The 15,974-nt window shown below is 45.8% G+C and carries 13 protein-coding genes; all 13 read right to left on the reverse strand.

The window, feature by feature from the left end:
• Window positions 1–190 precede the first annotated feature (190 nt).
• The 13 genes from ONV78_RS06200 to ONV78_RS06260 all read right to left on the reverse strand — a co-directional run bounded on the left by ONV78_RS06200 (window position 191) and on the right by ONV78_RS06260 (window position 15,950).
• Window positions 191–1,120 (reverse strand): ketoacyl-ACP synthase III, encoded by a 930-nt coding sequence (locus ONV78_RS06200; RefSeq protein WP_279501952.1) that lies wholly within the window; start codon window positions 1,118–1,120, stop codon window positions 191–193.
• 222 nt (window positions 1,121–1,342) lie between these two features.
• A complete protein-coding gene (locus tag ONV78_RS06205) occupies window positions 1,343–2,263 on the reverse strand; it encodes an NAD-dependent epimerase/dehydratase family protein (protein WP_279501954.1) in 921 nt (306 codons plus the stop codon).
• 112 nt (window positions 2,264–2,375) lie between these two features.
• Entirely contained in the window at window positions 2,376–3,431 is a 1,056-nt protein-coding gene (locus ONV78_RS06210; protein ID WP_279501955.1) for an MraY family glycosyltransferase, read from the reverse strand.
• A 380-nt stretch (window positions 3,432–3,811) separates the two neighbouring features.
• The gene (locus tag ONV78_RS06215; RefSeq protein ID WP_279501956.1) at window positions 3,812–4,918 is read right to left on the reverse strand and encodes a glycosyltransferase family 4 protein; all 1,107 of its coding nucleotides are present in this window, start codon (window positions 4,916–4,918) and stop codon (window positions 3,812–3,814) included.
• A 12-nt stretch (window positions 4,919–4,930) separates the two neighbouring features.
• The gene (gene asnB, locus ONV78_RS06220; RefSeq protein ID WP_279501958.1) at window positions 4,931–6,928 is read right to left on the reverse strand and encodes an asparagine synthase (glutamine-hydrolyzing); all 1,998 of its coding nucleotides are present in this window, start codon (window positions 6,926–6,928) and stop codon (window positions 4,931–4,933) included.
• 59 nt (window positions 6,929–6,987) lie between these two features.
• The gene (gene asnB, locus ONV78_RS06225) at window positions 6,988–8,958 is read right to left on the reverse strand and encodes an asparagine synthase (glutamine-hydrolyzing) (RefSeq protein WP_279501959.1); all 1,971 of its coding nucleotides are present in this window, start codon (window positions 8,956–8,958) and stop codon (window positions 6,988–6,990) included.
• Window positions 8,959–9,027: 69 nt separating this feature from the next.
• Window positions 9,028–10,161: a glycosyltransferase family 4 protein gene (locus tag ONV78_RS06230; RefSeq protein ID WP_279501961.1), complete on the reverse strand. Its 1,134-nt coding sequence runs from the start codon at window positions 10,159–10,161 to the stop codon at window positions 9,028–9,030.
• Window positions 10,162–10,178: 17 nt separating this feature from the next.
• Entirely contained in the window at window positions 10,179–10,991 is an 813-nt protein-coding gene (locus tag ONV78_RS06235) for a class I SAM-dependent methyltransferase (protein WP_279501963.1), read from the reverse strand.
• A 40-nt stretch (window positions 10,992–11,031) separates the two neighbouring features.
• Entirely contained in the window at window positions 11,032–11,766 is a 735-nt protein-coding gene (locus ONV78_RS06240) for a class I SAM-dependent methyltransferase (RefSeq protein WP_279501965.1), read from the reverse strand.
• Window positions 11,759–12,691 carry a glycosyltransferase family 2 protein gene (locus tag ONV78_RS06245; protein WP_279501967.1) on the reverse strand — a complete coding sequence of 311 codons (933 nt, stop codon included), beginning with the start codon at window positions 12,689–12,691 and terminating at the stop codon, window positions 11,759–11,761. Before ONV78_RS06245 ends, ONV78_RS06240 begins: the two co-directional genes overlap by 8 nt.
• Window positions 12,681–13,778 (reverse strand): glycosyltransferase family 4 protein, encoded by a 1,098-nt coding sequence (locus ONV78_RS06250; RefSeq protein ID WP_279501969.1) that lies wholly within the window; start codon window positions 13,776–13,778, stop codon window positions 12,681–12,683. The genes ONV78_RS06245 and ONV78_RS06250 overlap by 11 nt, the downstream gene beginning before the upstream one ends.
• A 4-nt stretch (window positions 13,779–13,782) precedes the next feature.
• Entirely contained in the window at window positions 13,783–15,195 is a 1,413-nt protein-coding gene (locus ONV78_RS06255; RefSeq protein ID WP_279501970.1) for a hypothetical protein, read from the reverse strand.
• A 5-nt stretch (window positions 15,196–15,200) separates the two neighbouring features.
• Entirely contained in the window at window positions 15,201–15,950 is a 750-nt protein-coding gene (locus tag ONV78_RS06260) for a class I SAM-dependent methyltransferase (RefSeq protein ID WP_279501972.1), read from the reverse strand.
• Window positions 15,951–15,974 lie beyond the last annotated feature (24 nt).

Genomic DNA, 15,974 nt, shown 5'->3' on the forward strand with positions numbered 1-15,974 from the left:
CCGAAAGCCATGAATTATCAATCCATAAAACCTCACCGAACAACAAGGATTACCCTATGTTACAAAGGCTTTAACAGCGGCGCGAAGTTTAACAGGTTTTAATGCGTGCTTACATAAGCGGCGAAACGATAATCACCGCCAAAATGTATCCATCTGTAACAAAAAAATCAGCCATCACTAACGGCGGATATTAGTCATCACAGAGGCGGGATAACACACAACTCCCCCAGGACAACCCAACGCCAAACCCCGAGACAACCACTTTTCGGGCTTCGTTTTCATTAGCCAGGATCATTGGAATGGATGAGGAGACGGTGTTGCCGTACTGGGCGGCTTCGAAGGGAACTTTGGCGGGGTCAAGCTTCATGCGTTTGATAACCATATCAACGATGAACTTGCTACCTTGATGGAGGATGAATTTATCGATGTCGCCCAAAACAGTATTGTTTTGAGCCAGGGTGGCGTGAATATTTTCAGGAACGACGTTGGCGCAAAAATCGAGTACGGCTCTGCCTGCCATTTCAAATTTACGGTCTTCCGCACGGACGCGAATAGCGGCGTTACGAGTACCGTCAGTGCCAAAAACACACTTGCCAATCAGCCACTTTGGCTTATCGCTGAACAAAGTGACGGTAGCTGCATCGCCGAATAGGAGGGAAGTATTCTTGTCGGACATATCGATTATTTTCGAATAAGGGTCCGCAGTGATAAGAACGCCTTTTTTGTAGCCATTGGCGTCCATAAAGGCCTTCATAATGGAAATGCTGTAAACATATCCCGAGCAGGCAAGAGAGATATCAAAGCAAGCGCAGTGCACTGGCAACTCGAGCTTACCATGCACGATGGCCGAAGTATGAGGAACGCCGTAGGCGTCGGGGTTTTGCGTACAGACTACAAGGCACTCAATATCGCTGGCAAGCGGACCAAGCTCTTCTTCCAGACGTCGAAACGCCTTTACGCACATGTCAGAGGTTTCTTCCCCCTCTCCTTTCACCGCCAAATACCGCATCCCGGTCTTTTCGGTCAGAAAGGTCTCGTTGACGTTAAACTGCTCCTGACGCTCCAGATTGTTAACTCGTCCCTCTGGCAAATACGTACTGATGTGCTCGATGCCGATCATAAATAAACCGTTAAATAGCAAAACCGCATTTCCGGGGGGCCCTTCACCCGAAACACGGCTTTTTGTAATTCTTTGATGGGACCGGCATTCCATTGAGAGTCGCCAGCGCCTTTACCTCAAAAGGTAAGTGCATAGCGATAAAAGATAAATTCGACCTTTTTCTATAAGAGGCAGCCGCAATTCAGTTTCTGACTGCATCAGCTAACATATTTAGCATCCTGTTCAACGTATTCCCGGAGCTGGTCGCCAATCTAACTCCGACATCGTGGCGGAGCAGTCGACTTCCAAGCTGCCAAAGAGCTTTTCCTTGATCCCCAACTTATCAAGCACATAGAACATGAGCGATTTGAACGGCTTGGGAAGATTGAAAACACGTCCTTTAATATCCATTGAGCGGCACAAAGAAAGGTAAATCTGACTGGTGGACACTGAATAGCCATCGGAAACCAGCCAAAGATTTCCCGCTCCGGGAGCGACGGAGGGAGCCTCCGCACAGCGCAAGATGACGTCGACCAGGTTTTCGCGACTGATCAAACTACGACGATTATCCACTCCAGCTAAGGGCAACGGCGCTCGCAGCCGCGCTAACTTTTCCAGTATGGCCAAGTTTCCTTTGGCCCCATCACCATAAACCAAAGGAGGACGAATGATATCAAAAGACATTGTGGACCCAGCAGAAACTTCACGCAGGGCCTGCTCCCCTTCCCACTTGGATAAGGCATAGGGAGATGAGGGATTTGGAGAGTCGCAGGAAGTAAATGGTTGACCAGGGGAAGTCCCCTCTCCATTAACTTTGATCGTGCTTAGATATATAAATTTCTTAACGCCAGATTTAACAGCCCACTGCGCAAGACTTCTAGTCGCATCAGTGTTTGCGGCGCGAAACTCAGCCAAAGGATCGACCGCGTCGTCTTTTACTTGATGAACCCTTGCCGCGCAATGAACAAGAACATCCACCCCGTGCAACAGATCAACCCAACGTTCGCTTTCATAGGCGGGAGACAACTCAACTTTGCCAGGAAATGGCGGTGGGCACTGGCCAGCTTTTCGGGAAGTCCCGCTGACAAAATATCCTCGCGACGCGGCTTCTACAGCCAATGCGGAGCCGACAAAGCCCGTACAGCCGGTTATTAAGATTTTCATTACTAATGCTTAGATATCGATTTCACTTCCTCCTATTATATCTTGCAGCGCTTCACATTATTAGCCACTCAGACACAACCGACCAAATAGCAAGCCTCTCTATTTTTCGCAGCTATGCACTCTGATTGGCGCGCTTATTATCAAGCGAGTTCACAGCAAGACTGTACGTAATAAACGCCAGGATAAATAATGGAAACATTATATATTCAGGGATATCCGCCACTTCTCCTGCGACGCCAAATGCGACCAACGCAAAATGCCCGCCAACAATGAGAAAGACAACTCGACTGATTGAAACGCCATGGTCCAAAAGAATATGGTGGATATGGTCTCTACCAGCTGTAAATGGAGAGCGCCCAAATTTCACTCTTCTCGCCATAACTCGGCATGTGTCGAACAAAGGAACCGAGAATACCCATAACGCCGTGACAGGCCTCAATACCTGATGATCTCCCTGCGACAGGTCTATAGAAAACCACGCAATCGAGAAACCAAGAAACATACTTCCGGCGTCTCCCATGAACACCCGAGCCCTCGGCTGTCCTGGGCCTCGCATATTAAAATATAGAAAGGCTGCAATAACACTTATATATAAAAGCAGTATGCCTGATTTAAACAGGCCATCCCCTCCCAACAAGCTCAGAACATAAAATCCCATAAAGGTGACAAGACTGACTCCACCCGCCAAGCCATCAACCCCATCAGCCATGTTGAGGGCATTGATGACGCCAACTACGCAGAACACCGTTACAGGCAAAGCCATCACTCCCAGTGTGATTTCACCCAGCCCGACAAGGTTACCCATGCTATGTAGAGAGACACCGCCAAAAATCATCATAACGAGAGACGCTGCGGTCTGAGCCGCAAATCGAGTCTTTACGCCCAGTTCATTTAAATCGTCCAGAATACCCGTAGTTAAGATAATGACTAAGGCGACAATTAAGAGTAGAAAATATTCGTTTCCATGAGTGAGAATGACGCCGCTGACACAAAAACCAAAAAACATGGCGACGCCGCCTATCAGGGGAACTTTGCCGTCATGAGACTTTCGCCCTCCCGGCACATCAACCAGCTCCAGCTTCTGCGACATCGGAATTAAAATTTTGTGCAGTACAATTGTCCCTACCAACACCAAACTGTAGAAAGCCAACTGAAATAACGCGTCCATACACCCTTCTTATTCTTCGAGTAAAACCAGTTAATCGAGCCCTGGCCTAGCCAGAGGTGAGTAAAACAGCTAATAGTCCGTCACCGCGCATGAAGCGCGAACGTCAAAGAGCTGGTACTGCTTAACAACTGGGCTTTTCCGGCTACTTAACTTGCATTGCGCAAGTCGACACTCCAGTCCGGAACTTTTTTCCCTCCCAATACGCCTATATAGGGGCGATTGGGGGGGAAACCTTCTCCTGCAACGACACCATCTGGCTCAAGCCCTCAGCGATGGAAATCGTATTATTCAGCTTAGACGCTTTCTATTTTTTTGCTTAAACTTTTTAAGGCCTGGGGTGTAGTGGTCAACCAATCCCGGAGATTGTTTTAAGTTTTTCTTCAACATACAGACTCAACGCACTCTAACGCCCTATTGATGACATAGACCTCAGAAAATGCTTTCTCTACTCTCCTTCGCGCGGCAGCCCCCATCATAGAGAGACAGTTTCGTTCAAGCTCAATGACTTCAAGCATTCTTCTCGTTAAATCAGAGGCATTCTGAGGCTGGCAGTGAAATCCGGTTACACCGGCCTCTACCGACTGCCTGCATCCTGGCGCATCAGTTACTATAGCCGCCCTTCCCATACTTGCGGCCTCTAGAACAACCCGCGGCATACCTTCTCGATAAGAGGGCAACACCACCACATGCGCCTGGCTAATTAGCGGCCTGACATCCTCTTGGTATCCCAAGTATTCGACCCACTCCTTCCGCACCCACTCAGCAATCTCTTCCTCTGCGATAGCCGTCTTATTGCTGACTCCCATTGGCCCTACCAATAAGCACCTAACATCTGGATACTTTTCTCTGACGACTTTGGAAGCCGCTACATACTCGCGAACGCCTTTATCTGCAATCAGACGCGCTATCATCAAGAATACGATTGGGCCGTCAGGTAGAGGGGAAAAGTAGAATTCATCCGTGTTTACGCCAGACCCCGGCAAAATATCGACACTTTGCCGCCGGATGAGATTCAGACGCTCAAATAGACTTTTGTCGTCTTCATTTTGAAAGAAAACTCTATGCGCCCCCTTATTGGAAAAACCAAGTAGTTTTCTTGCCACTCGATACACAAATGAATCATGAATAAATGCAGTGCCAAGGCCAGATATATTATTCGAGTAAAGAACCCCCATACTCCTACACGCCAGCCCACTATACAAATTCATTTTTGGCGTGAAGTTAAAGACATAGTCGGGTCTTATACGCTTTATCGCCTGGTATAGTTCACAAATAACACTAAACTCTTTAAGAGGGTTGACACTTTTTCCATCCATTTTTATGTCAACAAACTCAGCGCCCAAATCCACCAGCATTTTCGAATAGTCATCACGGGGAGCCAAACAATAAACCGCCCCTCCTTCCTCCAGCAGCCGACTTATCGTAGAGCGCCTAAACTTAAATAAGTACCAGGAAGTATTAGAGCAAAATATTATTCTTCTATTCATTTCCGTATTCCTTTACGCGTTGGTTTCCACCTCTCTCCCATATTCCTTGGAACTGCTGGCGAAACTGTCATCTATTGAAAAGCGCCATGCCTGGAACATAAGCACCCCCCACATTTCATACCACCAATTCCGCTTTCCTGTCACATGTTCCTTCCACTTCTCCCTGACAGCGTCAACATTCCAACAACCCGGAGCTGCCAATGCCGCATGAGATAAAAGCGACTCAGCCCAGTCCCTCAAATCCTTTCTTAACCACTCTGCGATCGGCACGCCAAACCCAGTTTTTGGGCGTTCAATAAGCTGTTCGGGCACATGTCTGTATAGCACCTGTCGTAAAATCCATTTCCCTTTCCCATCCCTCACTTTAAGCGCCGCCGGAAGACGCCACGCAAACTGGGTGACGCGATGGTCCAAGAAAGGCACTCTGGTTTCCAAACTGACAGCCATTGCGGCACGATCTACTTTGGTCAAGATGTCGTCTCTTAGATAACTAAGCTGATCCATCAACATCATTTGTTCGCTAAAATCCGACAACGCCCCCCAAACACCAGACTCATTCAGCACCGTAGAAAGTTCACAGCCTCCCGCTACCAGAGAGTCCGGCTTTTTGCATTGAGATACGAGATAGTGATAAACATCAAAATGATTTTTAGAGCCAAGAACGCCTGCAAGCTTGTGCAGTTTATCGCCAGGATGCGATTGTTTGAACCGCGCTGGCGTCAATGGACTTAACGCGTCAGCGATACTATTCCAACGCTCAACAGATACACCACTAATTAAAGACTGGGCAGCCAACCGAGCCGGCAATGGAATATTTCGCATTGCTCGCCAAATGCTCGTCGCCCAGGAATATCGGGTATATCCGCCAAAAAGCTCGTCGCCCCCATCGCCAGAGAGAGCAACAGTTACATGCTGGCGAGCCAACTGCGAAACAATATATGTGGGTATCTGCGATACATCAGCAAACGGCTCATCATATATTAAAGGTAGTTCGGGGATAATCGACTGCGCCATCTCGGGCGTAACATAGAGCTCCGTATGCTCGGTATTCAGATACGACGCCACTTCTTTCGCGAATTGCGCTTCGTTATATTCATCCTCATGAAAGCCGATAGAAAATGTCCTGACCTTTCTGGAGCTTTGCTTCTGCATCAACGCAACAATCGTTGAGGAGTCAACGCCGCCAGAGAGAAATGCGCCAAGAGGCACATCCGCTATCATCTTGTCGCTAATAGTATCCAGCAACACCTGCTCCAGCTTTTCTATGGCGCGATGATCGTCGCCTGAAAATGAGTCTCGAGGTGAATTAGCGTCGTCCACCACAGACCAGTAGTCGATACACTCAGGCTCAAGAAAATTATCTCCTTTAAAGACGATATACGTTCCCGGAACTGCTTTCCTAAACCCTTTATAGATACAATAAGGCGTAGGCACATAATTGAACCTCAAATAGGTCGACAGGACATCTTTATCTATATCGTTATTAAAGCAAGGATGCGCCCTAATAGCTTTTAACTCGGAGGAAAATAATAAAACGCCTTGACTCACTCCATAGTACAGGGGCTTTTCACCAAATCGATCGCGCATCAGATACAACTTTTTCTCGAAGTTATCCCATAACGCAATAGCAAACATTCCCACCATTGCTTTTAATGCTTCCTTGACCCCCTTCTGTTCAAATAATGCAAGGATAACTTCAGTATCAGAATGGCCATAAAATTTATACCCTGAACTTTCCAATTCAGCTCGCAATGAAAGGAAGTTATAAACTTCGCCATTAAAAATAATTGTGTAGCGCCCGCTTGGTGATTTCATCGGCTGATGGCCTAATTCAGATAAGTCCTGAATAGACAATCTTTGGTGCGCGAATCCAAGACCAGCAACAGGGTCATGCCATAAGCCAAAGTCATCAGGGCCACGATGACGTATAGCGTTCGCCATACTACGCAGTACGCTTTCTGGATTTTTAGTTGTCGCTCTTGCGTCCCAAAAGCCAGCTATGCCACACACCAAACACCCCCTTGAGCGATTTTTTAAATTTATAACTACGGGTATTCCGGGCTACTTGATCAAACAAGCGCAACCGGTGGTACAACTACTTCTTTTCTACGACTTTGCATGATCCTCTCTTCCCAACTCCTGAAGACGAGTATCGTCCACAATTGTGAAGAGAAATTTTCACCACCAAGATGGCGGCGCCACATACTCGCCACCAACTCGAAATTTGCTAAACGCGAGCGCTCCATTGCCGACTTCGTTAATAGAGACTCCGCCCATTCTCGTAACGCTCCTCTTAGCCACCGGTCCATAGGTAGTCCAAACCCCTTCTTTGGACGCTCGATCAAGCGTGGCGGCACGTAACGGTACAATAGCTCCCTCATCACCCGCTTACCCTGATCAACACCTTCCGCCTTTTTAAACTGAAAAGGCAATGTCCAAGCCCACTCAACCAAGCGATGGTCAAGTAGCGGCTCTCTCGCTTCCAATGAGCATTGCATAGACGCCCAATCCACCTTCATGAGGATATCATTGGGCAGATAATGCTCTTGATCACAGGCCATCATTTGCTCTGACCATGGCATTTCCCTGTAGCGGCCTATCGTGGGGCTCCAGTCATGCAATTCTCTCATCCCCACCAGCGACTCCGGCGAGTCCCATACCGATATTATCTTTCTGTAAGCTTCACTCTCTGGAGTGGACAAGTAATCGGCAAAACGGCGCACTCTATAGGCCAACCCTTCACTGCCAGTAAATCGCCCTCGCGTTAAACGATGAATAAAACCATCCCAAAACGTAGCAGGCGTGGATTTTAATAACCCACCAATTGCTCTCGCCCCCACTGGCGTCAGCGCTTTTCTCAGCGCACTAATTCGGTCACCCCAAAAGTACCTCGGGTAGCCAGCGAAAAGCTCATCCCCCCCGTCGCCGGAAAGCGCAACAGTAACTTTCTCCCGCGTAAATTTACTTAACAGATAGGTAGGAATAATGCTGTTATCGGCAAAGGGCTCATCTTGTGCGCCAGCAATTTCAGGAACCAAGTCAATCGCATCGCGCTCTGTCAAAATAGTCTCATGATGATCCAACCCCAAGCTTCGCGCCACGTCCCGCGCATAGGCCGATTCATCATGCGAAAGCTCTTCGAAACCAATAGAAAAAGAGGAAATAGCGCCATTTGAAATCTTGCGCATCATCGCGGCAACCAGGGAAGAATCCACACCGCCAGATAAGAAAACCCCCAGTGGCACATCTGAAATCATTCTAAGAGAGACCGACTCACTAAGAATGGACTCCATCTCATCCGCAGCTGTCTTGATGTCGAGCCCCCCCCTTTCTTTTCGGGCCAACATCCCATTGCTTACGGACTCTCGAATTGACCAATAAGCGCTCTCTTGCAAACCCGACGTTTGCGACCATTCAATCAAAACACCAGGCTTTACCTTATGTATCTGCTTAAAAATAGAGATGGGAGCGGGAACAGTTAGATACCGAAAATAAGCGTGCATCGCATCGCTATTAACCTCAGCGTCAAACCAAGGCAGGCGCCTTAAAGGCCCCAGTTCCGAGGAAAAAGCGATTTCGTCACGATCAACAGAATAGTAAAGAGGCTTTACCCCCATTCTATCTCGCGCCAGATAGAGCTTTCTGTCGTAGATATCATATGCGGCGAAAGCAAACATTCCGACCAACCGCCCTAAAGTCTTCACAACGCCACGCTGCTCTATACTTCTTAATAGAACTTCCGTATCTGAACTTCCTTTAAACTGACAACCTTCCTCTAAAAGCTGATTTCTGAGCTGTTGGAAGTTATATATCTCTCCATTAAATGTTAGCGTCCAGCGCCCGCTTTCACTACGCATAGGCTGCTTTCCCGCACTGCTCAAGTCCAAAATAGAGAGACGCCGATGCCCAAGCCAAACGTTATGATCGGGATGAAACCAATCTCCACGATCATCCGGCCCTCTATGCGTCAACTGATCCAGCATTTGATTTGCGAGCTGTACGTTTAATTGAGCGCCAATCCAACCTAAGATTCCACACATAAGTAGAAGCTTCCACCTTATCGCCGCGCTATGGGCTGCGCTGCTTGAGCCTTTTTTGTTAGTCGCTTTTTACTTTCCGTTGTATGCGGCCAGTTGCGCAGTTCGATAGATTATTCTGTTCCAGAATTGCTCATGAGATTGGCAACAATTGGCTATGGAGAAGCAGACTTCCGCCTTGGATCTGGCAGCCTTAGATAGCTCATTTCTCAAATCGGGACTTTGCAGAATCGCGGTAATGGCATTTGCCAATGCGTCTATATCGCCAACCTGCTCCACTAACAGCCCCTCCTTTCCAGATTCAACCAACTCTGGAACGCCATCTATCGCATAAGCAACGACAGGCACCCCGTAGCTCATCGCTTCCATGACGGATGTAGGGCATCCTTCGCCATACAATGAAGGTAAAACCATTAAAGAGGCAGACCTAAGATAGGGGCTTACGTCTTTTTGAAATCCCGCGTAAGTAACCGAGCTCCCAAGATTCATTGAATCAATCCTGCTCTGGATGACGCCCCCTAAATCGTCTCTACCCAAAAAAACAAACTTGGCGATAGGTATAGCTTCCACAACTTTCGAAATGGCAAACAGGTATGGCTCATAGCCTTTTCGATAATTCAGGTTCGCAACAGTGATGACTAAAGGCGAAGACGCTGGCGCCAGCTCACTGGCCGAGGGTATCGCATCAAGCCCATTGTAGGCCGTTACAAGCTTGTCTGCAGGAACGCCAAGTTGCTGCAAAGTATTATTCGCAGCGATTGAGTTAGTGATATAGCCGTCGGTTACTCTGTGCGCATACCGCTCTACACGCCGAAACCAAACATCCAGCTTGCTGAAAGAGTTAGGGTTCCATCGAATGCCTTGAACAACCTTCACGCCAGGCATAAACCCTCTAAGGAGTCTAAAAAAGACAGAGGAGCGAAAACCCAAAATATAGATAATGTCTACCTTATTCTCTCTCACAAACCTGGTAGCGCCAAGAACAGCGGAGAGCCCAAATCGACCATGTCGCCCCTGACGCTTTCCAAACACAAAGGGAGACATGCCAATAGCCTCCGCCCACTCACACCAAGGCCCTACTCCATCCAGAGTCCCTAAAAAATATTCTATGCCTGGAGTTGAGTCTGCGGCGGCTTTAGCCATTTTAGTAAGGCTACGCTCCGCACCACCTAACTCACTGCTGGTAAATATAATTAATACTTTCACAGGTAATTTTGCCCACATCATCCATATGATTTGACTACAACCAGCTTATAACCAGAGGTGATTTCTCCTTCTGTTTCCTTACAGTTAACCTTCCCACCAAAAATATAGGACATAAGACCAAATAAAAAATTAATGGGGTTGAGCTGCGCCAGTATGTATGCGGCACGCACTGAGGGTGAAGCTGACTCAGGACTAGCGCCGCCATCATTTATCGCAATACTTCTCTCTACTGGATTACGTTTTGCTAGGCGACTTGCTTTCTTAAGAAATTTGTATAAGGAATTATTAAAGTAAGAAGTGATTATGTTCATTAGGCAAGAAAAGCGGCTATCTACTGGCTCAACTCTTATAGACGATTTCTTGCCAAATGCACTCCCCAGTAGTTCGACCCACCCATGCCTAGTCGGACGATGAAAGTCAAATGGGGCTCCGTGAACATGATTCGTAAAGGGCACAACGGAAATAAACACCCCTCCCTCTTTCAAAATACGCTCAATTTCCTTTAGCGTGATATTTATATCTTTTACATGCTCAAGAACGCTAGAACTAAAAATTAGGTCATACGTCTCGTCCGGTACTGGAATCTCTCCCCCATCATACACAATATCGACGTTTTTCCCTCTATATACATCTATCCCTTCATAACGACTAACATTAGAAAAAAAAGAGGCCCACGGCTTATTTCCACAGCCAAAATCTAAAACAGCAATATCTTTTTCTTTAATGGAGCAGAAATTAGTTAACTCTTCTAGCAGAGCATTAGAAAAGCAATAATCGGAGGAAGCTAGATTAGGGATATTCCTTATCAGTATTTTTGACTTAAGTTTCATCTTGGAATGACCATCGTCATATTGGGCTTTATTAGTATTATTACTGCCAGGGATTTTCACACGCTAAAACAACGTAATGAGTAGCCATTATTTTGGAATATAGGTTCAACCCCGCCGTTTTCAAAAGCAACTTTTCCGCCGTTCTGACCCAATTAGAGTTGTAGGGCGAAAACGGCGCCGATGCATAGTTATAGTCACGTATGACTACATATCCATGCCTTGCCAATAGATCACGGAAACTTTTTCGAGTCCAAAATTGAACGTGTCCAAGCGAGTTCTCGTGCCTTGGCTTATTTAAGAGAGCCCACTTCAATGTCTGAAACAGGCAGTCTTCAAGTGGCACTTCAAATACATACCACTTGGCGACGCCCTTCAATGAAGCTAAAGCCTCATCAACATCTGGAATATGTTCAAGCACATGGGAAGAAACAACCGCATCAAATGCGCCCAACTGCCTGACATTCATCGGAGAGGAAATAACCCTGTAGTCCAACCCCGGTTGAGCAAACTCCCGGTGTGCATTGCGAACTCCAGTTCTACTGACGTCTACACCGAGCACCTTATAAGCAAAGCTATTCTGATACATCCAGTATGACAGAACGCCATTACCGCACCCAAAGTCCAAGACCCGGTGCGGCCGACGCAGCCCTCCCCAGACTTTCTCGATTGCAGGAAAGCGATCTCTAACCGCCGAATCCATCGCATACGCATACTGATAGCCTGCGTCACGCCAAAAATCTTCATAAAATTCAGAGTCGTCCAGTGTATTATCCATATTTTCTCAGTACTCCGATTCTACGTGCGAACATTATAAGAGGGCGCATTACCCCCTCTCCCATAACAAGAATAAAAGCCGTAGCTAGAAACTCGGGTATAGCGCGCATGGAAAAGCCCTGTAGCCAGGGACGCCATATTCCTGACAAGTTGCCGACTTTTCGGTATACGGCGTAGCGCAACATTTTGGTGTGATAAACTCTGGGAGCGTACCGTCGATACTCAGCGCTGAATTCTTGAAAGAGCTTTTCATAACAAAGGGCCGTCTCTCTGGCTTTCTTTTCCGTTAACCAACCACTGGAAACAGAGCCCTGCCTTTGATCGTGATATATCCTTAAAATGATGGGGGTAATCCAAAAGTCGCATTCTTTTGCGAAATAGAGGTAACTAACTATCCCACAAGACTTTCGCAACCCTAAGTCTTGATATAGTTGAGTTCTTACAAAATTTCCACGAAAAACAGGCAAATATTCTCCTGAATGCCTTTCATTCAAAAGATCCTCGTAGGTCAATCTGCCACGATAAGCTGGCTCTGAGACAGTAGGGGAGCCGTTAGAATTTACACATGCGCTGTAGCACAATTGGCAATCTTCCGGCCATTCAGAAATGATTGACTGCAATCGCTCAGGCCAACCTTCGACAAACTCATCATCCGCATCCAGGATCGTAACAAAATCGCCTCGGCTGGCCTTGATTCCTGTGTTACGAGCGGCGCACATCCCCTTATTAGACTCATGCACGACCAAGCGCACAAAAGGATAGTCCTTGATGGCGATCACAAGTGAATCACCGTCGTCGCTTCCATCATCCACCACCACTACTTCCACTTCGAAGGCGATATCTACAAGGGAAGCGCTAATACTTTTTAAAGTCGCGCTTATAGTCGCACTGGCATTAAATGCAGGCACAATAACGCTAAGCAGCATGACGGCCAAACTCCCTCAAAAAAATCTCCAGGCTGTTCTTCCTGTACCGCTTTAAACGCTCTTCGTCTTCAGCAACATGGACAATCGCTTTCTCCAATTCTCGAGAGAAAACACTATCATCCGCTCTTTCTATCAATGACTTTATATTTCCAAGTTGATAGTAGTACGGAGATGGGAGGTATTTATCCCATATCGAAATAGGTGGCCGCAGTAAAACCCCGTTCTCTTCATTCCTGACCATTTCTGATATGGCGTACACATCAGTGGCAATTAGCGCCATTCCGTATGACATCGCCTCCAATACCACCATCCCAAATGAGTCCACGTAGGTTGGATGAATCAAAACGTCACAATGGCTCATAAATTTTTCTGCTATTTCGCGCCGGCTATATTCTGCAGGGTGAAAATGGATAGCAGGGCAACCAGCAACTAAATCTTTATATTTATCAGGAAGATGAGTTATCATATCCAAAGAAATATTGGGAGATGTTTTATAGGCATTTATAAATGCGTTTATTAGCGCCCGCCCACCTTTTATATCGAACTGAGTAGATATATAAAGAAACCTCTTAACTCCTCCCCCCTTAGCAAGACGGGTTACATTCGTCTCTTTAACCACAGGCATATAGGGATATGATACAACTGCTTTATCAGCCACATCATCCCCCAAAGTAAGCCGTAAGTTTTCCAGGCAAGCGCGGCTCATACATCTTATCTGAACACAGCGCTCAGAAAGCAATGTTTTCCTCAATATAGGCTTATATAACCCGAAAGCTCTAATATTGTATCCAGTAAGGCTATACGGGTTATCTAAATCTACAATAAACTTTCCAGATAGGACTAAAGCCCCCCATACATAGACAACAGTATGATCATCAAGCCCCTTGGGCCTGACCTTAAAGTTAATCAATGGCACTCTATTAACCCAAGATTTTATACCAGCGCCAGCAATAGACTTTTTAGAGGCGACTTGCTTTCCCACCTGTTTGCCAACATCTGGGTTAGCGACTTCTCCTGGCCAATTCCTAACCGTATCTAGTTGACGGTCTCTAAAGTAACCATGGGGATAGAAATATATTGCACTCATAATATTAACCAGAATTCAAAGCCAAATCCTTTACACCACCCTCAACTTTACAGCATCTTAACCCTAGCACGATCTCAACCATTTCCTTAACCTCTGCATATATACGGCGCGGGCCTAATATAATTGCCGATGAGATCAAAAATATAATTAACGGCTGAGTAAATCCAGTTCCGCTTCTGACTATATTAAAAATATTTGCCAAAACAAATATGGAAATTGATTTTCCGGCATAATTTTCATCATTAGACCATAATTTAAAATAGAGAATTTTAAACAGTCTTCCCAAAAAGAAGGCAAAGAAAATACCTACAAAAAAACCCATCCCAAACATGAAATCAACAACAAAGCTTGATGGCAAAGTTGTTGTAGCTGATCCATTTTCATACATCCAAGGATAAAGAAACTTCTGTTCAGATATGCTTCCATATATTTCAGGTTTACTTGTCCACAACGCCCTGGGAACAGCTCCTAAAAAAAAGTTGAAAACCCAAGCCACACCCCCATCAACTCCAAATACAATCTGATTAAAATCAGCCTTCTCCAAAAACGCAGCTAAGTGGTCGATACCTTCAAAAGAGGAAGATAAAGAAGTAAGAAAATTTCTCATAACAAATGCACTTAGAATTATCTTGCTGACAGATATATCTTCAGATAAAAATAAGTACGGATCAGTATATCTCAAAGTCTGCAGAAGCGGCGCCATAAATATGGAAGAAAGTATCAAAGCTGGCGCCAACGCCACTCCGCGCCGCCGCCTTAAAATATAGCACACCGCCAAAACAAATACTGTCATTGATATAATACGCCTGGAAGCCAGCGCAACTGTCATAACAAGAGATGTAATCAATACAGCCACAACGACAATCCAAAAAACATTATCTTTAGCAGGCCTCCTTTTATAAATCCAAATAATGCATACATAGGAGAAAAACGCGTTCAAATAGAGTTCTGAAAATAGGAATACATGCCCTCCCCCCGTCCTCATTTCGTTTTGCTCGTTACCTTGAAATGGGACAAAAACACCGTCTTGTATAACTCGACCAAAAAGGAAAACCCAGGCCAGAGAAACCAACACCAACACCTTAATCCCTGGATACCTTACCGCCGCCTCTCTCTTCGCTATAAAATGCTGGTTGCTGCCCGTTAATGACAAATAGCCGAAAAATGCAGAAACCCAAAACAAGAATGCCACTAATAGCGAAATAATAAGCTCTGACTCACGCCAATCCCTGCTAACTTGGAGAGAAATTATTCCCTGGTCAATCAAAACCCCTCTAAATGGAAAATATATTATCCATAACAGCGAGAAAAACCAAAAATGATTCAAGCAGGATTTGGAGACACCCAGACGACAAGTATCGTATAGCCAAAGCCCAACAACCAAAGCACAAGAGACTATGAGAAAGGCCAGAAGCATTTCTATTATTTTCCAACAAAGTGGATTTTATAATTCATACTTTTTATATTCAAAAAAACCTTATGAAGCTTCGGCATAAAGCCTTCAAAAGCCCCCTTCATTATCAAATACTCTTTTTTGCACACCAACCCTTGATTATAGTAAAGCTCTTTCCAAAAAGGTTCTGAGTGAAAACAAACACCAAATCCTGCAGTATTAGCTCCCATAAATTTCGCAAACGGAGCCAACAGCCTGCTGGACGAAATTCCGAATATTATCTTACTCGCTACCTCGTTATACAACCCTCCGTTATAGTGAATTTCATAAACAATAATCACACCATTTTTTGTAAGTAGCTCTCTGGATACTTCTAAAGCTTTCCTCTGTAATGCTACAGATGACGCCCAGCTTTCACTGACAAAGTGATGGAGTACGAAATTAAAAAAAATGACATCGAACCTCTCATTACTATCTAGCTTTCTGTTAGCCCAATCCAAGTAGTTATCACATACGACCTCCTTGTTGTGACGGGATGTATTTTTGTCAGCCATTACTTGGCTCATCTCGACAATTGTCCCCCTTGATTCAGGCATAGAGCTCAGCATAGTATCCAAAAAAGTCCCATTCCCTCCTCCCACATCCAACAAATTAACTGAAGCCGGATTATTGAGGAGTGAGCGAACAGTGTTTACAACCGGTGAAACAGCATGTACAGCAGTGGAGTCATGATCAAAATAAGCCACTCTATCTTCTGAGAGCCGCACTATATCGTTCATAATTGCGTACCTTGTATTCTTGGC

The sequence above is a fragment of the Hahella sp. CR1 genome, assembly GCF_029813005.1.
Taxonomy (GTDB): Bacteria; Pseudomonadota; Gammaproteobacteria; order Pseudomonadales; family Oleiphilaceae; genus Hahella.